The sequence below is a fragment of the Erythrobacter sp. S43 genome (assembly GCF_057364955.1).
In genome coordinates this window covers 1786394-1807797 of record NZ_CP200285.1, presented here as the reverse complement: position 1 = coordinate 1807797, position 21404 = coordinate 1786394, and the positions used below count along the sequence as shown (strand labels likewise).

Genomic DNA, 21404 nt, shown 5'->3' with positions numbered 1-21404 from the left:
CGTCGAGATCGTGCCACGGTTCTGGGTCAGCCCTTGATGTGCAGAACGCAGATGAGGGTGAATAGACGGCGTGCGGTGGCGAAATCGGTTTCGACCTTTCCTTCAAGCCGCTCCATCAGCAATTCGGCCGCTTCGTTATGGATGCCGCGCCGCGCCATATCGATGGTCTCGATTTCGGCAGGCGTCGCCTTGCGGATCGCCTGATAATAGCTGTCACAGATGGCAAAGTATTCGCGGATCGGACGGCGAAACCGCGCGAGACCGATAAGCAGCGTTTCCAGCGGCGTGTCGCCTTGATCAGCAATATCCATCGCCAGCCGCCCATCGCGCACCGCGAGTTGCAGACGGTATGGCCCCTTCGCCCCCCGATCAACGCTCCGCAACGGCTTGAAGGTGTTCTCTTCAATCAGATCATAGATCGCTACGCGCCGCTCCTGCTCGACATCGGCATTGCGCCACAGGATCGTCTCTTCATCCAGAGCGATGTGGGCAATGCGATGGGGCCCTTGATATGGGGCATCGGAATCGGGCGGCAGGTTGGCCATGACGCAGCAGCCTTCGCAGATCGTCCCGCAACAGTTCAAGCACTTCTGAAAACTCTCCACGCAATCCACAGCGCATGCGAAAAATATTCAGCCGGAAAGCGGTTGCCTGAATCAGGTAATCGGGCGCATTGAGGGGCGCATGGGTGAACCGGAAAAACTATCACTCGTCGGCGGCGATTCCTCCAATGACGATGCGGCAACAGCGCGCAAACTCCCCTCAAACCTTGAGGCGGAGGCGGCGTTTCTGGGCGCGGTGCTGATTGATAACCGCGTGATAGAAGAGCTTTCGGTCCCGATCCGGCCTGACCATTTCTTTGAGCCGCTGCATGAGCGGATTTACGAGCGCATCCTCAAAATGATCGAGCGCAATGCCACCGCATCGCCGGTGACTTTGCGTCCGCATTTTGAAGATGACGAAGCTCTCAAAGAACTCGAAGGCCCGAAATATCTCGCCAAGCTTACTGCGAATGGCGCCGGTCTTCTCGCCCCGCGAGAGCTTGCCCAGCAGATTTATGACCTCGCCTTGCTCCGTGAGCTAGTGAGTGTCGGCCGCGGGCTTGTCGAAGGCGCGCTGGACACATCGGAAGAGACCGATCCGATGGACCGGATTTCGCAAGCCGAGGCAGACCTGTTCAAAGTCGCCGAGGGCGCCGCGACGGGCAATGAAGCCTCCAGCTTCCGCGATGCCGCTCTTGAAGCGATCAAGATGGCCGAAGCCGCGATGAACTCAGGCGGCGGCTTGTCCGGCAAAACCTCCGGTCTAGACTCGCTCGACCGGAAGACATCCGGACTGCACAATTCCGACCTCATCATCCTCGCCGGTCGTCCAGGCATGGGCAAAACCTCGCTCGCGACCAACATTGCCTTCAACTGTGCTGAAGCGCATTTGAAATGGCAGAACGATGGCGGCGAGCACAATTACGGGGCGCCTGCCGCTTTCTTCAGCCTGGAAATGAGCGCTGACCAGCTTGCAACGCGTATTCTCGCCGAACAAGCGGAGATCAGTTCGGAAGCCTTGCGCAGCGGTAAGATGAGCCGCGATGACTTTCAGCGACTCAGCTTTGCCAGCCAGAAGCTGGCCGAACTTCCGCTGTTCATCGACGACACACCAGCGCTCACCATTGGCGGATTGCGCACCCGCGCACGGCGACTGAAGCGACGTCACGATATTGGTTTGATCGTGGTCGACTATCTACAGCTGCTGCAGGGCTCCGGCCGCGCAAACGACAACCGCGTCAACGAAATCTCCGAGATCAGCCGTGGTCTGAAGACGCTGGCGAAAGAACTCAGCGTACCCGTGATCGCGCTATCCCAGCTCAGCCGTGCGGTGGAACAACGCGAGGACAAGCGCCCGATGCTGTCCGATCTGCGCGAATCCGGCTCGATCGAGCAGGACGCGGATATGGTCTGGTTCGTTTATCGCGATGACTATTACATGGAAGCCACCCGGCCGGACTTCCCGACTGAAACCAGCCCTCCTGACGCGGTCGAAAAATATCGCGCTTGGGAAGAAGCCTATGAGCAGGTGAAGAACAAGGCATCGGTCAACGTCGCCAAGCAGCGTCACGGCTCAACCGGTCAGGTGCCGCTGCTGTTCCAAAGCGAGTACACCAAATTCACCTCGCCCAATCTCAAGGATTATTCTGATTGGGGCTACGAATAGCGCCTATTGGTTGAGCTTGAGCGCGGTGCGGTAATCGGCGAGCGAGATCCAGTATAGAAGCCGCCAACGTAGGCGATTGAAGAAGGTTGCGCGCTTAGCATACCATTCCTCGTCGACATGCTGGCTTGCCCCTTCCAAGTGGGCAATCATGTCGCGCAGTCGATCGGCCAATGCGGCGTCTTCCACTCGCACCATCAGCTCCACATTGATCCGGACCGAGCGCTTATCGAGATTGGCACTGCCAAAATAGCAAATGTCATCGACGACCAGCAGCTTCATATGCAGTTTGCAGGCTTCAAATTCTTGGATGGTTGCACCGGCACGAAGAAGCCGTTTGTAGTGCAACCGGGCGACATCAATCGTTGCGCCCATGTCCGACTTTCCCGCCGTGATAATCCGCACCGCACCCCTGCGCGCGAGTTGGGCGAACTGCCGTTGGATGCTTCGCGTTGGAGTGAAATAGGCGCTGACAGTGTTCAGCCGCTTTGCACCTGCAAGATCATGCTTGAAACGCCACGCCCAATTGCCGCGCCGGACCAATGGCCCGCCGACCAGCAGTTGCACACCGCCATCGCCCGGGTTCCAGTTCTGGACCATCCTGCGCAACAGTCGAAACTCGGACTCGTTGCCCTCCACCCAAGTTTTGACGAGAACGAACCAGCGCACAAACCGCTTTGCAATGTCGCCCTCGATCAAAACGCCGAGATCGCACCATCCATTCTTGCTGGGCGGATCGAAATAGGTCTGCGAAATGTTAAAGCCGCCGGTCAAAACGCGTTCGCTATCGACGATCAGGAACTTCTGGTGGTTGCGGATGAGGTAGCGCACGCTCCAGCGTGCAGAGAACAGCGCAAAGTGTCCCCCGGCTTCGCGCAGAGGATCAAAGAACGAATCAGGCGCGTCGCTTCCAAAGGCATCGATGATGAGGCGGACATCAACCCCGCGCCGCGCCGCATCAACCAACGCGTCGCGCACCTTGGTGCCCACTTCGTCATCCTGAAACATGTAATAGAATGCATAGATTGAGCATGTCGCGCTTTCGATCTGCTCCAGCACCGCAGCAAGCCGGTCCGCGCCGGAGGGCATGAACCGAAAGCTATGCCCCTGCGCTTCGATCTCAAAGCTTTCAGGATCACGATACTCTTCGTCAGACATATCGTTTGAATTGTCAGGCGGCTGCGTACCCATGGCCTCTCAATGCGCGGCTCCGCCACAGGTTGCAAATTCTTGACTCAATGCGCCCTCGCACCTAGATGCTGCGACATTCCAGACAACCCGTTTTGAAAAGGCCCACAGATGGCACGCGTTACCGTTGAAGATTGCGTCGACAAGGTTCCTAACCGCTTTGATCTCGTTCTGCTCGCTGCACAGCGCGCACGTGAGATTTCGGGCGGCAGCGAGCTGACCCTTGAACGTGACCGCGATAAGAACCCGGTTGTGGCCCTGCGCGAGATCGCTGAACAGACGATCAAGCCGAAAGAGCTGAACGAAGCTCTGGTCACCGGCCTCCAGAAGATTCTTCCGGATGATGAAGACGAAGCAGATGACATCGGTTCGCTGAGCCAGTCGGCAGAAGCGCTGCGCATCACGGCATCGACTCCGACCCGTTCAACATCAATCGGTGCTGATTACGAAGGCTAAGTCCAACGCTTAGAGACTTCGGACAATCTGTCCCGATATGAAAAGGGCCGCCACTTTGGCGGCCTTTTTTGTTGCCGTGGGTGCAAGGGAGGTCGAAAGAGCTTGGCAGGGCTAACCAACGGCTAACAATATGGCATCGATTGCGATCTACAGCGTGAAAGGCGGCGTCGGGAAGACAACCTTCTCGGTCAACCTCGCCTGGTGCGCGGCGCAGATCTCACGGCGCAGGACGCTGCTTTGGGATCTGGATGCGGCCAACGGCTCCGGTTTCTTGCTGGGGGTCGACCCCAAGAAAAAGCGCGCCGCGCAATCGGTGTTTTCCGCTGATCGCAGCCCGAAGAAACTGATCCGGTCGACCGAATACTCAGGTCTCGATCTGCTGCCGGCGGATGAGAGCATTCGCACGCTCGACCGCCAGTTTGCCTCCATCGGGAAGAAGAAACGGCTGGCCAAGCTGACCGACAGCTTGTCCAAGGATTATGAGCGGATAATCTTTGATTGTCCGCCAGTGCTTAACGAAGTCAGCACGCAGGTCATGCGCACAGCAGATCTGATCATTGTGCCCTTGCCACCCTCCCCGCTGTCGGCGCGGGCGCTGGACCTTGTCGTGGCCGAGGTGCGCGGCAGCGGGAAGAAACATCCGCCGATCCTGCCCGTGCTCTCCATGATCGATATGCGCCGCAACCTTCACCGTGAAGCGCGCGAAGCCAAGCCCAAATGGCCGATCATTCCGCAAGCGAGCGCGATTGAACAATGCGCGGTCAAACGCCAACCCGTGGGTGCATTCGCCCCGAACTCACCCGCCGCACGGGGATTTGCCGCGCTTTGGACTTCTATCGAGCGCAAACTGGCCAAACGATAGCATCCGCCTCTGGCATCTGCGGTGCACCTCCGTATACTGCAACGCAACATACCAGGGGATTGGGCCAATGAGCGATGTGGTAGACGGAATTGGCGGCGCAATCGAAGGCGCACTGGCTGGCCGTGCGGTCGAGCCACGCCACGGCGAAACATCGCAGGGCGGTGAGAGCGGCACTTGCTCCAATTGCGGCGCGACTGTCACATCGACCTATTGCCCCGAATGCGGTCAGAAACGCTACGTCCACCGCACCATAACCGCGCTTTTGCACGACCTGATCCACGGTGTTCTGCATCTTGATGGCAAATTCTGGGCCACGCTGCCGCTGCTCACATTCAAACCAGGCAAATTGACCCGCCGATATGTTGAGGGCGAGCGCGCGAAGTTCATCAGCCCGATGGCGATGCTGTTGTTCAGCGTGTTTGCGATGTTCGCTGTGTTTCAGATGGTCGGTATTGGCGTGCCGGGTGACCTGTCATTCGGCGAAGAGGGCAAGGCAACGCTGGAGCAAGCCGAGGAGACCTGGGAATCGGAATTGCAGAAGCGCACCGAAGCCATCCAGCAAATGCCCGAGGGTTCTGCCGAACGCGAAGCCGCTCAAGCCGCATTGGATGAAGCCGAAGGCAACGTCGCTGAACTTCGGGGCTTGAGAGGGCTCCTGGGTGACGGTGAGAGCGAGGAAAGCGTGGGCGGTCTGGAGGTCAACACCAATCCCGGAAGCGAGCTGCGCAACATCCCTTTCATCGCTAAACTCGCTGATAAGTGGACCGAAAACCCTAGCCTGATGCTCTACAAACTTCAGGCCAACGCTTACAAATTCAGCTGGCTGCTGATCCCGCTCTCGATCCCGTTTGTATGGCTGTTGTTCGCGTGGAAGAGGCGCTTCAAGGCCTATGATCACGCCGTGTTCGTGACCTATTCGCTCAGCTTCATGTCGCTGCTGTTTATCGTCGTGTCACTGATTGCAGTGAGTCCGATCGACGGCTTTGGCGGATGGGCATTCACGATCCTTGCGACGGTCGCGCCGCTGCATCTCTACAAGCATTTGAAGCACACATACGAACTCGGGCGCTTCTCCACCTTGTGGCGGCTGTTCGCGCTGCTGATCTTCATCGTGATCGTGATTGTGCTGTTCCTGCAAGCGCTGTTGTTGCTCGGCGCTTTCTGAGCCGGCTTACCCGCAGGGATAGGTCATTTTCATCAGATCGGCGAAGGCCTGCACCATCGTCACCGTGGCTTTGTCGCTATCGGAATAGCTTTGCAGATGCGGGATCAACACATCGGTGTTCACTTCCGCTTCGCCATCCGGAAGGCAACTCTCCGGTGTGCGACCCGCCTTTCGGTCCGCTTCAAACTGCTCACGATAGTCTTTCGCGATGGCGCCCACTTCCTCTGACGCACGCTTGGCGTTGGGATAGTTGTCGATGTTGAGCTCTTTGCCCGCCTCAATTTCTGCGCGGATCGCCACCGCATCGATCTTGGCCCAGATTTCCAGATATTCGCCAACCGTAATCTCCTCGTCGGATGCCTGAGCAGGCGAGAAAGCTACGAGCGATATTGCAGCGGCAAGGAATGCGGAACGCAGCATGAAAAAGGCCTCCTGAATGACGGGCGGACCGTACACTCAGAAGGCCTGAATAGTAAGTGAACTCTTGGAGGCGTCAGGCGCCCTGCGGTGCCTCCCCACCAGAGCCAAAGCGCTTGCCCGCTTTCGGGATCGCCGAGCCTTGAACCGGCTTGGTGATCGTCGGGCCTTTCGGTTCATCAGGACGATCCAGCTTGCCGTCTTCGAGCAGCTGAGTGATTTCTTCACCGGTCAGCGTCTCGTATTCAAGCAGGGCCTGAGCGAGCAGGTGAAGCTTGTCCTCCTGGCTCTTGAGCACGTCTTCCGCGCGCGCCAGTCCGCCTTCAACCAACCGCTTGATTTCGGCGTCGATCAGCTTGTTGGTCTCGGCACCCGCCATGGTGCGGGAGGTTGAGCCCATGCCCAGATAGCCTTCCTGGCTCTGCTCATACATCAGCGGGCCAAGCTTATCACTCATGCCCCATTTGGTGACCATATTGCGCGCCAGATCGGTGGCGTACTGAATGTCACCCGAAGCACCAGACGAAACCTTGTCGTGTCCAAAGATGATATCTTCGGCGACACGGCCGCCCATGGCGACAGCAAGGTTCGCGTGCATTTTGTCGCGGTGATACGAGTAGTTGTCGCGTTCCGGCAGACGCATCACCATACCCAGCGCACGACCGCGCGGGATGATGGTTGCCTTGTGGATCGGGTCCGATGCCGGTTCATTGATGCTCACGAGCGCGTGACCGGCTTCGTGATAGGCGGTCATCTTTTTCTCGTCCTCGGTCATAACCATGGAGCGGCGTTCCGCGCCCATCATGACCTTGTCCTTGGCATCCTCGAATTCCTGCATCGCGACGAGGCGCTTGTTGCGGCGCGCGGCCAACAATGCAGCCTCGTTCACGAGGTTGGCGAGGTCAGCACCCGAGAAACCGGGCGTGCCGCGCGCAATCGTGCGCGGATTCACGTCAGGGGCCAGTGGCACCTTCTTCATGTGAACGCCGAGGATCTTCTCGCGGCCATCGATATCGGGAACCGGCACCACAACCTGACGGTCAAAGCGGCCCGGGCGCAGCAGCGCAGGGTCAAGCACGTCAGGACGGTTGGTCGCCGCGACGATAATGATGCCTTCGTTGGCTTCAAAACCGTCCATTTCGACCAGAAGTTGGTTCAGCGTCTGTTCGCGCTCATCGTTCGAGTTACCAAGGCCATGGCCACGCGAGCGGCCGACAGCGTCGATCTCGTCGATAAAGACGATGCACGGCGCATTCTTCTTGGCCTGCTCAAACATGTCACGCACACGGCTCGCACCAACACCGACGAACATCTCGACGAAATCGGAACCGGAAATGGTGAAGAACGGAACGCCCGCTTCACCCGCGATCGCGCGGGCAAGCAGCGTCTTGCCGGTACCCGGCGATCCGACCAGCAGTGCGCCCTTCGGAATCTGACCACCCAGTTTTGAGAAACGCTGCGGGTCCTTAAGGAATTCGACAACCTCTTCGAGCTCCTCGCGCGCTTCATCAATGCCGGCCACATCTTCAAACGTGACGCGGCCTTGGCGTTCGGTCAGCATCTTGGCTTTGGACTTGCCAAAGCCCATTGCGCCGCCGCCGCCGCCTTTCTGCACCTGACGCAACGCGAAGAACGCGATTCCGAGGATCAGGATAAACGGAAGCGATTGGAGCAGGATGTAGAGGAAGACATTCGGCTGTTCGGGCTGCGTGCCTTCGAACTCAACGTCAGCGGTCTCGAGAAGAACCGTCAGGTCATTGTCATTGGGCACCGGCACAGTCGAGAACGCCGTGTCATTCTTATAAGTGCCTGTGATCAGATCTTCGCCGAGCTTAACCTCTTTGATTTGCCCAGCCTCAACAGCTTCACGGAAATCGGAATATTTGATCGCAGTGCCAGCCGGCTGTCCGGAACCACCGAACATTGAAACGACGAGCAAGAGTGCGAGAAAAATCCCGCCCCAAATCATAAGCTGCTTCACCCAAGGGTTTTGGCCCTCTGGCGGCTGCTGGTCCGGATTGTTGTCGTCGCTCATGCGATTGATTCCTTTCTAGAGCCCTCAATGTAGGGTTGGCCGGGTGAATGGCAAGATAATGCGCGCCCTGCGCGAGGATGCTAATTTTCGAACATTGTGATGCGCGAAATCGATTTAGGCGGATCGACCTGTTTCAAGCCCGTCTATTTTGCCAGATTTGCACCATAGGCTTTGAGGAAAACTTCTACCGCGCCAGCGACGCGGTTTTCGTTTGCCTCTTGGCTGGGCACGGAGCCGAAGCGGCGTTCCAAGTCGCCCATACCTTTGCACATCGACACGAACTGCTCAGCGGCGAGTCGGGGATCATCGATCTCAAGCTCGCCAGTTGAAACGGCATGGGCCAGAAATGCACTGAAGCCTTCTTTCATACGCCACGGCCCGGCCTCTAGAAACGCGAGGCCAATGGTCGGTTCATGCTCGGTTTCGGCGGCGATTCGGCGTTCGAACTGAATCATTTCCGGCCGAGACAGGAAATCGAACATCGCTTTGCCGATGACAGTCATGCGTTCGCGGATGGTGCCAGCTGGCGCATCGTCGAGCGAAAAATAGCCGCGCATTTTTTCACATTCATGCTCGACAGCGGCAGCAAAAAGCGCACGCTTGTCACCGAAGTGATTGTAGATCGTCACCTTGGAAACACCAGCATTTGCAGCGACTTGCTCGATTGACGTCGCCGAAAATCCCACATCGAAAAAGCTATGCGCAGCCGCATCCACAATCGCCTTTCGCTTAGCGATGTCAGACGGGCGTCCGAGCTTTTTCGTAGTCATTGTGGAACTCAATGCAAAAGAGTGCGTTGACAAAATGAACGATAGCGTTCAATTAAACGGTGTCGTTCAATAAATAGTCATCCCTCTCTCCAAAGCAACCCCCTCTCCCCTCAAAGGTTCCCCCCAAAGTGCTCTGGATCGCGATTCGAATGCTCACTGGTGACAAGCAGAAGTTCTACGGGCTTCTGTTTGGCATCGCCTTTTCGACCTTGCTCATCACACAGCAGTTGACGATTTTCATCAACCTGATCGAACGCGGGGCAAGCGGTGTGTACAACGCGCCGGAAGCGGAAGTCTGGGTCATGGACCCAGTCAGCCGCACCACCGACGTCAATTATGCCATGCCCTCCACCGCCCTTGACGAGGTGCGATCTGTGCCCGGTGTCGAATGGGCCGTCCCACATTTGCGCGCCAACGCCAATGTCCGCACCCGCACCGGCGATCTGGAAGGCGTGGCGATCATCGGAGTGGACGATGCGACCCTGATCGGAATGCCCAAAACGCTGATCGAAGGCTCAAAAGAAATCCTCTCTCAGCCGGACACAGTGATCATCGATGACAGCGGCGTGTTCAACCTGTTCGAAGACGGGGAAAGCCCCATCGGTCAACGGCTTGAGCTGAATGATCAGCGCGCGGTTGTGCGCGGAATTGCAGACTCCATTCCAAGCTTCACCAGCCAAGTCGTGCTCTACACCAAGTACAGCCAGGCGCTGAATTACGTGCCCGGAACACGCAACCGGCTGAGCTTTGTGCTGGCAGGGGTCAGCGACGGTGTGACAGCCGAAGAAGCCGCCGCGCGGATCGAAGAGCAAACCGGTCTGAAGGCAGAAACCCGCTCTGAATTTGCGCGCGCTGGCATTGACTTCATCATCGAGAACACGGGCATCCCGCTCAATTTCGGCATCACCGTGGCGTTGGGCTTTATTGTCGGGGTGGCCATTGTCGGCCTGACATTCAGCCTGTTCATCCGAGACAACATCAAACAGTTCGGCGCGCTCAAAGCCATTGGCGTCACGAACCGCAAGATTGCGAATATGGTGATGGTTCAGGCGGGTCTCGTCGGGTCTGTAGGATACGCTCTCGGCGTAATCGGCACTGTCCTGTTCGTCATGGCTTTCTCCGAAAATCCGACCTTCAAAGGCTTCTACATCCCCTGGCAGATCCCGTTCATCAGCCTCGTGGCGGTGATCGTTATCCTCGCTCTCACCGGTTGGATTTCGCTGCGCCGAGTGATGAAAACCGAACCCGCGGCGGTGTTCAGATGAGCGACGGAACCCAAACCATGGACGCCACAACAGACGCAAAGACGGCTATCTCGGCGCGCGGTATCATCCGCGACTTTGAGGCCGGTCAATCCACTATCCGCGTGTTGCACGGCATCGATGCAGACATCCGCTCGGGCGAGCTGACCTATGTCGTCGGCGAAAGCGGCTCGGGGAAAACCACACTGATCTCGATCATGTGCGGCATTCTCTGGCCGACCGAGGGCGAGGTAAAAGTCTTCGGCACCGACATCTATGCCTTGTCGGATGACGAGCTGGTCAACTTCCGCCTCCAGAACATCGGCTTCATCTTCCAGCAGTACAATCTGATCCCCTCGATCGATGCCGCCGCCAATGCCGCTGTCCCGTTGATCGCACAAGGGATGGACGTTGAAGAAGCGCGCGAGAAGGCCAAAGTCATGCTCGAAGCGCTCAATATCGGCGATCAGGCAGAGAAGTTCTCAAACCAGCTTTCCGGCGGTCAGCAGCAACGTGTCGCGATTGCCCGCGCTCTGGTGCACGAACCGCGCCTTGTTGTCTGCGACGAACCCACTGCGGCGCTCGATGCAGGCTCCGGACGGCGGGTGATGGACCTGCTGCGCGAAGTCGCCGTCGCGGAAGATCGCGCCTGCATCATCGTGACTCACGACAACCGAATTTTCGACCTCGCTGACCGTATCCTCGTGCTTGAGGATGGCCGCGTCACCCATGACGGCAAAGAAATGCCCGAGGGTCACTGATGCTAATTCTTCCCGCCACCCTCTCCAACCCCCACCGATAAGAGACCCTTATGGCCCTCCTTCCAAAGAACCTGAGCTTCTCGCGCCAGATCCTGCCGATCATCGCAGTCATCGGGCTGATCCTGGCGGCATTCTACATTTTCGCCATCAGCCCCGATCGCGATCTGGCTGAGCCGGACAAACAGCCGCCCAAAGCAACCGGTGCGCTCGCCAATGCGGACCGTGTCGCGGGCGTTGGTCTGGTGGAACCAGCGAGCGAGATTATCGATATCGGTTCTGCGCTGTCAGGCCTTGTGACTGACCTGCGTGTCCAGCCGGGCGACATGGTTGAGAAGGGTCAAGTTCTTTTCACCGTCGATGCTCGGGCTCTGCGTGCACGCGCGGGTGAAACACGCGCGTCGATCACCGAAGCTCGTGCTGCGATTGCTGAAGCCCGCGCGTCTATTCAAGAGGCTCGTGCAGCCGAAAACGCGGCGTCACGCCAGCTCGCACTTTATCGCGAGATTGCAGACCCAGCTGCAGTGAGCCGCTCGGAAGTCATTAGGGCCGAAGGCGAGGCGTCAACGGCGCGTGAGCGTCGAAAATTGGCGCAAGCGCGCCTGTCGGCCTCCCAAGCAAGATTGAAGGCAGCGCAGGCTCAGGCATCCAGCGCAAGCACCGAGATTTCGCGCGCCGTCGTCCGCGCCCCCATGGCGGGTGAGATCCTTGCCGTGAACATTCGCCCCGGTGAATTTCTCGCGACCCAAGGCGGTGGCGGCGGGTCGCCGTTTATCCAGATGGGCCAAACCGATCCGCTCCATGTGCGGGTCGACATCGACGAAAACGAAGCGTCGCGTGTCAATCTTGGCGCAGATGCGGTTGTCTCTCCGCGCGGCGCGGCGGACATTCAGGTCAAAGCCAATTTTGTACGCGTTGAACCGCAGGTCGTTCCCAAGCGTCAGCTGACCAACGCAGCCTCCGAGCGTGTCGATGTGCGGGTTCTGCAGGTCATCTATCGTCTGCCGAACGATGAGCGTTTCCGCGTAGGCCAACAAATCGATGCCTTCATCCCGGCCCGTGACACCTCGGGCAAAAAACAGACGAAAAAGGCGAAGGAGTAATATCCATGCTCCGTACTCCCCGCACACTCACCGCGATGGCCCTCGCCTTGACGCTTGGCGCCTGCGTTGCTGGCCCGCCGCCCGAGATCGCGACGCCGACGCCTGAGCTGCCGCAGGAGTTCCTGTTCACGCCGGATGGCGAAACCCGCGCCTCGCTTGAATCGCTCATGCCGTATCAGGATCAGGCTTTCGTAACTCTGGCAGAGACGGCGCAGGCCAACGCTCCGAGCCTCGCCGAAGCCGCCGCAAGGATCGAAGCTGCGCGAGCGGGCGCGAAAGGTGCTGGCGCGAACCGCTTACCGAACATCAGCGCGGACGCCAGCGTGACAGAAACGCGCATCAATCCGACCCAGTTCGGGCAGGCTGGCGCAGGCGGGCTCATCCCGCGCAACCAGACATCATATGGCGCCAATCTCGTCGCCAGCTGGGACCCGGATATCTTCGGGCGTCTCAAAGCGCGCGAACGGGCAGCGGCGGCACGCCTTGATACGGCGACTGCTTCAGCAAACGCCGTTCGCATTGCGCTGGCTTCGGAGATCGCCGGTGCGGTGATAGACTGGCGGACCATCAACGCCCGCACCACCGAGTTGGAGAAAGATGTCCTTGCCGCCGGCCAGCTCGCCAGCCTGGCCAAGGTTCGCGAAGATGCAGGGATAGCCCCCGGCTTTGACCGCATTCGCGCCGAAGCCGCGGCCAGCGCCTCACAATCACGCCTCGCCGCGCTGGAAAGCGAGAAAGCGCGTATTATCGGGCGGCTCATCACTTTGACGGGCGCCACCGGGCAGACCGTCAATGAGGCCTTGTCCATCGGTGGTCCGTTCATGCGCCCGCGAGCTGTGCCATCGACGTTGCCGTCGCAGCTCCTCACCAATCGCCCCGATATCATCGCCGCCGCGTCAGAGCTCGCCGCAACTGATGCCGAACTTGCTTCGACTGCGCGCGCCCGCTTCCCTTCGATCAACCTCTCTGGCGTGATCGGTCTCTTGGCTTTCAACCCCGCCAACCTGTTTGACGAGGACTCGCTGGTCGGATCCCTCGCCGCCGGCATTGCTGCGCCTTTGCTCGATTTCGGGCGGATTGAGGCCGAGATTGATGGGGCCGCCGCCAACAAGAAGCTCGCCTTTGCCTCCTATCGAGGAGCTGTGTTTCAGGCACTGGGCGACACTGAAGCCGCATATGGCCTTATAAAGGCCGCCGATGCCGAAGCCGCACTAGCGGAGAAAGAGCGCGACGAGTTGCAGCGGGCCGCCGCGCTTGCCAACACGCGCTACCGAGCGGGACTTGCCGATTTCCTGACGGTGCTCGAAGCACGCCGCGCGGCTGATGCTAGCGGAGATCGTGCAGCTGCTGCTTTGGGCCGCGCCCACCGAGCGCGCATTCTGCTGTGGCAGGCGGTCGGTGGCGATACAGTGGTGAAAGGCAGTTAGAGAATAACCCTCTCAAACAGCCAGTAGCTGCCAATGATACCTATGAAATAGGTGGCCAACCGTATCGCTGGCGCTTCGGCCTTTGGGGTGGCCCGAGCTATCGCTGCGAGGATTGCCAAGATGGCAGCGATCACCAGCAATTGTCCCGCTTCGACACCGACATTGAAGGCTAGCAACGCTGCGGCGACTTCGCCTTGGGGCAGGCCGACATCGGAAAGCGCACCAGCAAATCCGAAGCCATGGAATAGCCCGAAGCCGAACGCGACCAACCATGGGAAGCGCCGCGTCCACGTCTGACGTTCGGGTTCACGCAGCACCAACGCGACTTCAACAGCCAGGAACACGATCGAAAGCGCAATCAACGCTTCTACCGGTTGGCTGGGAAGGCCGGTGTATCCCAACGTCGTTGCGACCAGCGTGATCGAATGCGCCACAGTGAACGCTGTCGCTGCTTTTATCACTGGCCATGGCGCGCGCACCAGAAACACCAGCGCGACCACGAACAGCAAGTGGTCCCACCCGAACAGAATATGCTCAGCGCCGATGATGAAATAGTCCCACGTTACCTGCCAGCGATCCGGCGCCGCGGCGATGACGGCGGTTGGCATGTCGGCCGTCAGACGAAAGGTTTGCGTTCCGCCTTCTAGCGGGATCATGCGGGCAATCGCATCAGCGCTGCCGAGCAATTCGCTCAGGCCAAAACTCTTGCCCGCGAGCGCCCCATCGCACGTCAATCGCGCACTTCCCAGCAAGGCCGTCGGCGCAGCGCGTTGCACCGGATCACCCTGCATGGTGCAGTTCTTGGGAATGACAGGACTGGCCAATCGTGGCGCATCGCCTGCACGGTTGGCGGCAACGGGCAGCTTCCAGTCAAGCACCCATTCGCCGTTATCGCGCTCCGCCAATTCGATCACGGCAGGGCGCAGCTCATCAGCGGCAAGCGGAGCAGCGAGCAGCGCGGCCAGAAAGACCACCAGCCAGCGGATCATTTGGCGATCTCTACCCGATAGGCATCGCGAAGAACCTGAAAGCTGGCTTCCTTACGCTTGGCAATCTCGGCGCTGCGCCAATCGTCGGCGACACGCTCGCGAATGTCCTCCAGCGGCGGCGCATCGCCTGCTCCGCGTGCCCGTAACCGCACCAGATGCCAGCCAAAGCCAGAACGGATCGGCCCTTGCCATGGCTCGCCCACTTTCAACTTGGTCAGAGCGGCGGTGAAGGCTTCGCCCAGCCGCGTTTGTACTTCCTGCGGACTGACATTTTCGAGCGCAGCTGGCAGGCTGATCGCTTCACCCGCACTTTCTGGGTCGGCAACGCGCGTGGCAGCCTGAGCGGCCGCTTCGCTGCCGAAATAGAGCTGATCGAAACTAACCGAGCCAGTGTCAGCGTAGCGATTGCGGTTGGTGTCGTAGAATTCACGCAGTGCCTCATCCGTAGGTTCAGCGGCCTCGGCGGCGGCGCTGGCGGACAGGTCCATTTTGCTCACCAGTCGCCGGCGGACGACGGCATCACCCTGATCCAGCCCGAGCCTGATCGCCTCGCGATACAGCACTTCATCGCGCACATACCGCTCAATCGCGCCATCCAACTCGGCATCGGTTGGCGCGCGGCCCATTGTGCGTTCGAATTGCAGCGACAATTGCGCCTGCGTTTCACGGTCAATGTCAATCACACGGCTCGCAGGATCAACGCTTCCGCTGCTGCTCCACGTCAGCGCGACAAAAAGAACAAATCCGGCGACCAAAAAATGGACCAGCGGCTCGCGGGTCCAGGCAGGAAGCGTCACGAATCCTCCATCACCGCCGGTGCAACAGCCGGCTTGGAAGGCTTCAGCCAAATCGGCGAAGTATAGGCGCGTTCTTGCGCGACAGCGTCTTCCAGCGCCTCTTCACCCAGCTTGAACCCGAAACGCACCGCATCAAACAGCGACCAGCGCGGTGTCGGGATTTCGAGCACGCGGATGTAGTAGAACGCGCTTTGACCCGCCCGATATTCGGGATCGGTCCACACGGCGCGCAGTTCAGCCGTACCAATATCATTGGTGTAAGTCGCGTCCTCTCGGTTTACCGTATCGCCCACCGCCGGAACCTTGCCGCCGGAGCGAGCCCGCGTTTCCATATCGCTCCACACGACATCGAAGACTTTTTCCTGTGTCTCGCCATTGGCGTCGACCCAGCCTTTGACGACCTGAACGCGGTCGAGGTTGGCGCCATCGGGGTCTTTCAACGCACTGATCATAAAGCGTGGTGCGGTGCCGTTATCGGCCAGTTCGCCGCCCATCGGCACGCCGCTGGTATAGCCCTTACGCACCCAGTCATTGTCCCAGTCCGCCTCTTCAAAATCGAAACCGCCGAACACGCGCACGCTCATGCGTGGACCGGTGGTGGCGTAAACTTCGCGACGGGCAAAGGCATCAAATATCTCTGCGCGCGTGTTGCCGCGAGCCCAGGCAGCCGCGTATCCGCCAGCGAGATAATGCCAGCCGAACCGCCCAACCCGCGTGCCGAGATTTTGCGGCGTGGTCGCGCGATCTTTGTATGACGGCTCATTGCCGGTGTGCTTACCGTAAAAGTTGTCTTCGTCACCGGTGGCGAAGGACGTGTGGCTGTCAGTCGAACCGATCATGCCGAAAGCATAGGGGTTCACGCCCAATTGTTGCTCGAGCGATAGACCACGCTTCAACGCCTCGCGCAGGTATGAACCCGCGAGCATGCTGTCTTCGGTCTTGGCGGTGAGTGGCAAATTTCCCAGCTCCCAGCCTTTGACGCCAAAGCCGGCCATCTCGTCATTCGGAGAAAGGAACGGATGCGTCTCGCTGTCGCCCTTGATCTGGGTTGCTTCGACCACCGGCTCGTAGGCCGCACGCTTGGCTGCGTATTCGGCCGTCATTGGCGAGCCATCAGGCATAGTCATTTCGAACATCAGCCCGTTGGAGAGGTTCGAATTGTGCGGGATCGCCAGCGCTTTTCCGCCGGTGTCTTTTTCGTATGCCGCCAAATAATCCCACAGCTGCTCGGCAGTGGTTTGAAGGCCGGGGAACGGAAGAACGGTGCCGGTACGGTCCTTGCCGTCACGGAACATCACAACGCGGTGAAGGTTGTTTCCGTCCGGCATCAAAGTCCATTCGAAGCCTGCTAGGGCAGTGAATTTGCCCGGGATGTTGTACCGGTCGAGCGTTGAGAGATGGGTGTTCCAGAGCTCCTGCGTTGCCTCTTGGCCAGCCTCAGGATCGGCAAAGGCTTCGGGCACCTCGCCGTTGGCCGCGGCGGTGATCAACTCGGCCACAGCGCGCGTCGATTGCTCTGGGCTTTCGTGCATCATGTCGTACCACCGCAGCACGGTTTCGTCGCCGATCACCCAGTTCACATACCAGCGCGGCGCGTCATAAAGACGGCGCGTGGCACCCAGCGCGTCGGAGTGGTCGGAAATGACGAGGAAATCGAGTGGACGGGCAAGCTTTGCCTTGCCGCCGGTCGTCGCCTCAACCTCTTCGCCTGAGGCAAATTGCAGCGCCTCTTCCGGGCCAAGGCGAACGCCGAAGCCAAAGGCATCGACCGAATTGTCCGTGTGAAGGTGGGTGTCGCCCCAATAGGGCCGGTCGGGGAATTCGGCGAGCTCGATTGCGCCTTCGCCGGTGCCTTGCTGCACTTCGGGCGCTTCCGGATCACCTCCGCAAGCGGCCAGTGCCGTAGCCAGAATTCCCGTCAGCGCGAGCCGATTGATGGCGCGTTTCATGCGCTCTCCCCCTCCATTAAGTCTCCCATTGCAACTTGTGCGCCGGAGTATGGAGTTCGTCAAGCGGATCGCTTCAGCAGTGCCGATCTCTCGCAGCGGCAAACCACCTCATCACGCTGATTGAGCAGCTCATGAGTGAAGGTCACGATGCCAGCTTCGGGCCTTGATTTGCTTTCCCGCAGTTCCTTCACCTCGCTCCGCGCGCGCAACGTATCACCAATGAACACCGGCTTGGGCGTCACGACCTTGTCGAACCCAAGATTGGCAACCAGCGTGCCGAGCGTAGTGTCACCGACTGACAGCCCAACCAAGAGCGAAAAGGTGAAGGTCGAATTGACCAGAATCTGGCCAAACCCGCTGGCTTTCGCCGCCTCCACATCTAGGTGTAGCGGCTGCGGATTGTGCGTCATGGTCGAGAACAGCAGGTTGTCAGTCTCCGTCACGGTGCGACGGATATCGTGCTCGATGCTGTCACCGACCTGCCACTCGTCAAAGAACTTGCCTGCCATGGATCAGCCTCCCGTCCAGCTTGCGATCACGTCCGCACCATTGTCGGTGCTCGAGCGCACGGCGCCCGGCGTGCGGCTGAAGCGCGGCGCGGGGGCAGTGTGCCATTCACCGTCATGCTCCACGTAAGCGCCCCGTGCTTTCATATGTGGGTGCTCGCGCGCCTCATCGACATCAAGCACGGGGGCAAAGCATGCGTCAGTGCCTTCGAGCAGCTCGCACCATTCATCGCACGTCTTGGTCTTGAACAGGTCCGCCATCTTTGACGTGTAATCGTCCCAATTGGCGGGATTCATCTGCCCCTCAGCCAACTCCGCAGGGGCACCCGATTTCGCCAGCAATTCGGCGTAGAACTGCGGCTCGATTGCGCCGACCGAAATGTCGCGCCCATCAGAGCAGGTGAAGCAGCGATAAAAGTGCGCCGCGCCGCCCAACATGCCCTTCCCGCGTTCGGTCGTGATGAAGGGACGGTTCCGCACGCCGAAGAAGAAGCTCATCAGGCTGGTAGCGCCATCCACAATCGCGGCATCAACCACCTGCCCTTTGCCTGAACGTTCACGCTCATAAAGCGCGGCAAGGATACCGAACGCGCAATACATTGACCCGCCACCGAAGTCTCCGACTAGGTTTTGCGGGGGAATCGGTGCCTCGCTTGCATTTCCTATGGCAGCCAGCGCGCCGGTGATCGCGATGTAGTTGATGTCGTGCCCGGCAGCCTGGGCAAGAGGCCCTTCCTGACCCCAGCCAGTCATGCGGGCATAAACGAGGCGCGGATTGGCATTCATCAGACTGTCGGGACCAAGCCCCAGACGCTCCATCACACCGGGACGTAAACCTTCGATCAGCACATCTGCCTTTATCGCGGCATCCGCACAGAAACGCACGCCTTCCTCGGTTTTGAGATCAACCGTGACACGGTGCCTTGCGCGTTCGACCACCGGGTTGGACACAGCCGCGCCGGGCCGGTCAATCCGCACCACTTCCGCGCCTAGATCAGCGAGCAGCATCGCAACATGCGGTCCCGGCCCGATGCCGGCAAATTCGATAACCTTGAGGCCAGTGAGCGGCCCGTTTGATGATGACATGAAAAGTCTCTCCTCTTGCGCTTTCTCTGGCGTGTGGTGGGTCTGGAAGCAAGAGTGCAAAGCGTTGCACCGGGCCCGCCGCGCAGCTACTCAGACCGCTGTGAACACACCGTCGCTAAAAGTGCTGGCTGTTGCCTCAGGCGGTGGTCATTGGGAGCAGCTGATGCTGCTGCGCGATGCGCTGGAGGCCAATGATGCGCGCTTCGCCACCACCGATCCTGCGGTTGCCCTCCTCCACGGTGTTGATGACGCCTCGATCTTGCCGGATTGCAACAAAGACCGTCCGTTTCGCACGCTTTGGTGCGCTGTGGTCGCCTTCAGCCTTGTCATACGAACATGGCCGAGTGTCGTCATTTCTACCGGCGCTGCGCCAGGTTTTCTGTGTTTGCTTTTCGCCCGGCTGATCGGAGCCAAAACTCTCTGGATCGACAGCGTCGCCAATGGTGAGCGATTGTCGCTAAGCGGCCGGATGGCAGCCAAGATTGCGCATGAGTGTCTGACCCAATGGGAGCATTTGGCCGATGAGCCAACCGTCAAATATCGCGGAGCGGTGCTGTGATCCTTGTGACAGTTGGCATGCAGTTGGGTTTCGACCGGCTTATCGAAGCAATGGATGCGATAGCCCCGGAGCTTGACCAGACAGTCATCGCGCAAACGGGAAACGGCACATTCGTTTCGCAGAACATTAAGGCGCATAAGCAGATCGCGCCGCAAGAGTTTGAGGCTCTTGTCGCACGTTGCAATCTAATCGTCAGTCATGCGGGTATCGGCACTGTTCTGACCGCTGCACGATATTCCAAACCGGTGGTTCTGATGCCGCGTCGCGCAGAACTGGGCGAGCATCGCAATGACCACCAATTGGCAACTGCCGCACATCTTGGAGAACGGCGCGGAATTCTGGTCGCCGCAACCGAAGATGTACTGCGTCAAAGAGTGTTGGAGGGGCTCGCTCTAGGCCCGGTGTCTCACAGCAAATCCTTGGAGGCGAATGCGCTGAAGAGCGCCGTCACCCAGTTCATCGCGACAGGTACACTTTAGACCCGTTTTGGGTGCGAGCGAAAATTCGCATCATCCCTAACGTGATATTTACCCCTTTGCCCCCATGGTCCGCCGCAATTTCGCGGAGACTTTAACGCAATGAATGCACCTATCGACCCGGCGACCGCATTTGGTCCCGATGCTGAAACCCAGCCGGCGCCCGACCATCAGGTCGCGGTTATCGGTCTTGGCTATATCGGATTGCCCACTGCGGCTGTTCTCGCAAGCTATGGCTGGAACGTTTGCGGCATCGATGTTTCTGAAAAGGTTGTCGAAACTGTCAATGCGGGCGGCGTTCATATCGAAGAACGCGATCTCGACCGTTTGGTCAGCGAAGCGATCGAAACGGGCAAGCTCACCGCTTCGACCGAGGTTCCGACTGCGCATTTCTACATGATTGCAGTCCCCACCCCGCTGACCGACGATAAAACGCCTGACATCAGCTATGTCGAAGCAGCAGCGCGCGCGATTGCTCCAAAAATGCTCCCCGGCTCTTGCGTGATCGTCGAAAGCACTTCGCCTGTCGGTACGACCGAGCGTGTGGCGCACATCATTGCCGAGATGCGCCCTGACCTGAAAATGCCGGTCTTCGGCTCTCAGGAAACGGGCGACATCGCGCTCGCCTATTGCCCGGAGCGCGTCCTCCCAGGCAAAATCGTCCGCGAATTGGTCCAGAATGACCGCGTGATCGGCGGGATCACGCCAAGCTGCGCCGAACGGGCCAAAGCGCTCTATTCAAGTTTCGTCGAAGGCGATTGCTTGGTAACGAACGCCCGCGTTGCCGAAACCGTGAAGCTGACCGAAAACAGCTTCCGCGACGTCAACATCGCCTTCGCCAACGAATTGAGCGTGATTGCCGATGATCTGGGTGTCGATGTGTGGGATGTGATCGCGCTCGCTAACCGCCATCCGCGCGTCAACATCCTGCAGCCCGGCCCCGGTGTCGGAGGACATTGCATCGCGGTCGATCCGTGGTTCCTGGTTTCAAGCGCGCCGAAGGTTGCAAACCTGATCCGCACCGCGCGTGAAGTGAACGACTTCAAAGCGACCTACACCGAGCGCCGTATCCGCGGGCTGGTCGACGCCATGCCCGGCAAAGTCGCCCTGCTCGGCCTCGCCTTCAAACCCGATATCGATGATTTCCGTGAAAGCCCTGCGCTTGAAATCGCCCTTGATCTTGCCAAGACGCGCGGCCAGCGGATCATGGTGGTTGAGCCCTTCGCCGAAGAACTGCCGAACGGATTCGCTGGCACCGGCGCAGAGCTGGTATCTCTTGACCACGCGCTGGCAACCGCCGAAGTTGTGGTTGTGCTGGTCGATCACACTGCCTTCAAACACCTCACGCAAGCCGACTTTGCCGGCAAGCTGGTGTATGACACGCGCGGTATGATCAAACGGTGACGAGCGCGTGA

21 protein-coding genes are annotated in these 21404 nt (G+C 59.3%); 11 read left to right on the top strand and 10 right to left on the bottom strand.

What is annotated here, in order from left to right; genetic code table 11:
- Positions 1-26 precede the first annotated feature (26 nt).
- Complete coding sequence (locus AC0V6K_RS08785; RefSeq protein ID WP_472621381.1) at positions 27-545, bottom strand: UPF0262 family protein; 519 nt, start codon at positions 543-545, stop codon at positions 27-29.
- 139 nt (positions 546-684) lie between these two features.
- On the opposite strand from AC0V6K_RS08785, the gene AC0V6K_RS08780 reads away from it, so the two are divergent.
- Positions 685-2208 (top strand): replicative DNA helicase, encoded by a 1524-nt coding sequence (locus AC0V6K_RS08780; RefSeq protein ID WP_472621379.1) that lies wholly within the window; start codon positions 685-687, stop codon positions 2206-2208.
- 3 nt (positions 2209-2211) lie between these two features.
- Here AC0V6K_RS08780 and AC0V6K_RS08775 read toward each other — a convergent pair whose 3' ends face one another.
- Positions 2212-3396, bottom strand: a complete 1185-nt coding sequence (locus AC0V6K_RS08775; RefSeq protein ID WP_472621377.1) for a phospholipase D-like domain-containing protein — start codon at positions 3394-3396, stop codon at positions 2212-2214.
- A 108-nt stretch (positions 3397-3504) separates the two neighbouring features.
- On the opposite strand from AC0V6K_RS08775, the gene rpoZ reads away from it, so the two are divergent.
- The 3 genes from rpoZ to AC0V6K_RS08760 all read left to right on the top strand — a co-directional run bounded on the left by rpoZ (position 3505) and on the right by AC0V6K_RS08760 (position 5876).
- A complete protein-coding gene (gene rpoZ, locus AC0V6K_RS08770) occupies positions 3505-3849 on the top strand; it encodes a DNA-directed RNA polymerase subunit omega (RefSeq protein ID WP_472621375.1) in 345 nt (114 codons plus the stop codon).
- 130 nt (positions 3850-3979) lie between these two features.
- Positions 3980-4711, top strand: a complete 732-nt coding sequence (locus AC0V6K_RS08765) for a ParA family protein (RefSeq protein WP_472621373.1) — start codon at positions 3980-3982, stop codon at positions 4709-4711.
- 67 nt (positions 4712-4778) lie between these two features.
- Positions 4779-5876: a DUF3667 domain-containing protein gene (locus AC0V6K_RS08760; protein WP_472621371.1), complete on the top strand. Its 1098-nt coding sequence runs from the start codon at positions 4779-4781 to the stop codon at positions 5874-5876.
- Between the two features lie 6 nt (positions 5877-5882).
- Here the strand turns inward: AC0V6K_RS08760 and AC0V6K_RS08755 are convergent, their stop codons facing one another.
- The 3 genes from AC0V6K_RS08755 to AC0V6K_RS08745 form a co-directional block, all read right to left on the bottom strand.
- Positions 5883-6296, bottom strand: a complete 414-nt coding sequence (locus AC0V6K_RS08755) for a hypothetical protein (protein WP_472621369.1) — start codon at positions 6294-6296, stop codon at positions 5883-5885.
- A 73-nt stretch (positions 6297-6369) separates the two neighbouring features.
- The gene (gene ftsH, locus AC0V6K_RS08750; RefSeq protein WP_472621367.1) at positions 6370-8328 is read right to left on the bottom strand and encodes an ATP-dependent zinc metalloprotease FtsH; all 1959 of its coding nucleotides are present in this window, start codon (positions 8326-8328) and stop codon (positions 6370-6372) included.
- A 143-nt stretch (positions 8329-8471) separates the two neighbouring features.
- Positions 8472-9098 carry a TetR/AcrR family transcriptional regulator gene (locus AC0V6K_RS08745; protein ID WP_472621365.1) on the bottom strand — a complete coding sequence of 209 codons (627 nt, stop codon included), beginning with the start codon at positions 9096-9098 and terminating at the stop codon, positions 8472-8474.
- 149 nt (positions 9099-9247) lie between these two features.
- On the opposite strand from AC0V6K_RS08745, the gene AC0V6K_RS08740 reads away from it, so the two are divergent.
- From AC0V6K_RS08740 to AC0V6K_RS08725, 4 genes are read left to right on the top strand one after another with little or no spacing between them, the layout of a single operon-like run.
- Positions 9248-10363: an ABC transporter permease gene (locus AC0V6K_RS08740; protein ID WP_472621363.1), complete on the top strand. Its 1116-nt coding sequence runs from the start codon at positions 9248-9250 to the stop codon at positions 10361-10363.
- Between the two features lie 17 nt (positions 10364-10380).
- Positions 10381-11100, top strand: coding sequence for an ABC transporter ATP-binding protein (locus AC0V6K_RS08735; RefSeq protein ID WP_486172610.1), 720 nt, complete (start codon positions 10381-10383; stop codon positions 11098-11100).
- A 50-nt stretch (positions 11101-11150) separates the two neighbouring features.
- Positions 11151-12200, top strand: coding sequence for an efflux RND transporter periplasmic adaptor subunit (locus AC0V6K_RS08730; RefSeq protein ID WP_472621359.1), 1050 nt, complete (start codon positions 11151-11153; stop codon positions 12198-12200).
- 5 nt (positions 12201-12205) lie between these two features.
- Positions 12206-13627 carry an efflux transporter outer membrane subunit gene (locus AC0V6K_RS08725; protein WP_472621357.1) on the top strand — a complete coding sequence of 474 codons (1422 nt, stop codon included), beginning with the start codon at positions 12206-12208 and terminating at the stop codon, positions 13625-13627.
- On the opposite strand, the gene AC0V6K_RS08720 is transcribed toward AC0V6K_RS08725, so the two are convergent.
- Genes AC0V6K_RS08720 through AC0V6K_RS08700 form a run of 5 tightly spaced genes read right to left on the bottom strand, consistent with a single transcriptional unit; the run spans position 13624 to position 18954 of the window.
- The gene (locus AC0V6K_RS08720) at positions 13624-14616 is read right to left on the bottom strand and encodes a HupE/UreJ family protein (RefSeq protein ID WP_472621355.1); all 993 of its coding nucleotides are present in this window, start codon (positions 14614-14616) and stop codon (positions 13624-13626) included. The two genes, AC0V6K_RS08725 and AC0V6K_RS08720, sit on opposite strands and share 4 nt — an antisense overlap.
- A complete protein-coding gene (locus tag AC0V6K_RS08715) occupies positions 14613-15413 on the bottom strand; it encodes a peptidylprolyl isomerase (RefSeq protein WP_472621353.1) in 801 nt (266 codons plus the stop codon). Before AC0V6K_RS08715 ends, AC0V6K_RS08720 begins: the two co-directional genes overlap by 4 nt.
- Positions 15410-17362 (bottom strand): DUF3604 domain-containing protein, encoded by a 1953-nt coding sequence (locus AC0V6K_RS08710; protein WP_472621351.1) that lies wholly within the window; start codon positions 17360-17362, stop codon positions 15410-15412. Before AC0V6K_RS08710 ends, AC0V6K_RS08715 begins: the two co-directional genes overlap by 4 nt.
- 59 nt (positions 17363-17421) lie before the next feature.
- A complete protein-coding gene (locus tag AC0V6K_RS08705) occupies positions 17422-17871 on the bottom strand; it encodes a MaoC family dehydratase (RefSeq protein ID WP_472621349.1) in 450 nt (149 codons plus the stop codon).
- Positions 17872-17874: 3 nt separating this feature from the next.
- A complete protein-coding gene (locus tag AC0V6K_RS08700; protein WP_472621347.1) occupies positions 17875-18954 on the bottom strand; it encodes a CaiB/BaiF CoA transferase family protein in 1080 nt (359 codons plus the stop codon).
- 100 nt (positions 18955-19054) lie between these two features.
- On the opposite strand from AC0V6K_RS08700, the gene AC0V6K_RS08695 reads away from it, so the two are divergent.
- The 3 genes from AC0V6K_RS08695 (at position 19055) to wecC (ending at position 21393) form a co-directional block, all read left to right on the top strand.
- Complete coding sequence (locus AC0V6K_RS08695) at positions 19055-19513, top strand: glucuronosyltransferase (RefSeq protein ID WP_486172609.1); 459 nt, start codon at positions 19055-19057, stop codon at positions 19511-19513.
- Positions 19510-19992, top strand: a complete 483-nt coding sequence (locus AC0V6K_RS08690) for a glycosyltransferase (protein ID WP_472621343.1) — start codon at positions 19510-19512, stop codon at positions 19990-19992. The genes AC0V6K_RS08695 and AC0V6K_RS08690 overlap by 4 nt, the downstream gene beginning before the upstream one ends.
- A gap of 99 nt (positions 19993-20091) precedes the next feature.
- Entirely contained in the window at positions 20092-21393 is a 1302-nt protein-coding gene (gene wecC / locus AC0V6K_RS08685; RefSeq protein WP_472621341.1) for a UDP-N-acetyl-D-mannosamine dehydrogenase, read from the top strand.
- The last annotated feature ends 11 nt before the right edge of the window (positions 21394-21404 follow it).

Bases quoted from the DNA above. Each gene is read 5' to 3' on its own strand.
- AC0V6K_RS08700 (WP_472621347.1), bottom strand. From the start codon at position 18,954: ATGTCATCATCAAACGGGCCGCTCACTGGCCTCAAGGTTATCGAATTT.
- AC0V6K_RS08735 (WP_486172610.1), top strand. From the start codon at position 10,381: ATGGACGCCACAACAGACGCAAAGACGGCTATCTCGGCGCGCGGTATC.
- AC0V6K_RS08725 (WP_472621357.1), top strand. From the start codon at position 12,206: ATGCTCCGTACTCCCCGCACACTCACCGCGATGGCCCTCGCCTTGACG.
- AC0V6K_RS08740 (WP_472621363.1), top strand. From the start codon at position 9,248: ATGCTCACTGGTGACAAGCAGAAGTTCTACGGGCTTCTGTTTGGCATC.
- AC0V6K_RS08730 (WP_472621359.1), top strand. From the start codon at position 11,151: ATGGCCCTCCTTCCAAAGAACCTGAGCTTCTCGCGCCAGATCCTGCCG.
- AC0V6K_RS08785 (WP_472621381.1), bottom strand. From the start codon at position 545: ATGGCCAACCTGCCGCCCGATTCCGATGCCCCATATCAAGGGCCCCAT.
- AC0V6K_RS08760 (WP_472621371.1), top strand. From the start codon at position 4,779: ATGAGCGATGTGGTAGACGGAATTGGCGGCGCAATCGAAGGCGCACTG.
- AC0V6K_RS08705 (WP_472621349.1), bottom strand. From the start codon at position 17,871: ATGGCAGGCAAGTTCTTTGACGAGTGGCAGGTCGGTGACAGCATCGAG.
- AC0V6K_RS08780 (WP_472621379.1), top strand. From the start codon at position 685: ATGGGTGAACCGGAAAAACTATCACTCGTCGGCGGCGATTCCTCCAAT.
- AC0V6K_RS08710 (WP_472621351.1), bottom strand. From the start codon at position 17,362: ATGAAACGCGCCATCAATCGGCTCGCGCTGACGGGAATTCTGGCTACG.
- AC0V6K_RS08765 (WP_472621373.1), top strand. From the start codon at position 3,980: ATGGCATCGATTGCGATCTACAGCGTGAAAGGCGGCGTCGGGAAGACA.
- AC0V6K_RS08775 (WP_472621377.1), bottom strand. From the start codon at position 3,396: ATGGGTACGCAGCCGCCTGACAATTCAAACGATATGTCTGACGAAGAG.
- rpoZ (WP_472621375.1), top strand. From the start codon at position 3,505: ATGGCACGCGTTACCGTTGAAGATTGCGTCGACAAGGTTCCTAACCGC.
- ftsH (WP_472621367.1), bottom strand. From the start codon at position 8,328: ATGAGCGACGACAACAATCCGGACCAGCAGCCGCCAGAGGGCCAAAAC.
- AC0V6K_RS08720 (WP_472621355.1), bottom strand. From the start codon at position 14,616: ATGATCCGCTGGCTGGTGGTCTTTCTGGCCGCGCTGCTCGCTGCTCCG.
- wecC (WP_472621341.1), top strand. From the start codon at position 20,092: ATGAATGCACCTATCGACCCGGCGACCGCATTTGGTCCCGATGCTGAA.
- AC0V6K_RS08745 (WP_472621365.1), bottom strand. From the start codon at position 9,098: ATGACTACGAAAAAGCTCGGACGCCCGTCTGACATCGCTAAGCGAAAG.
- AC0V6K_RS08755 (WP_472621369.1), bottom strand. From the start codon at position 6,296: ATGCTGCGTTCCGCATTCCTTGCCGCTGCAATATCGCTCGTAGCTTTC.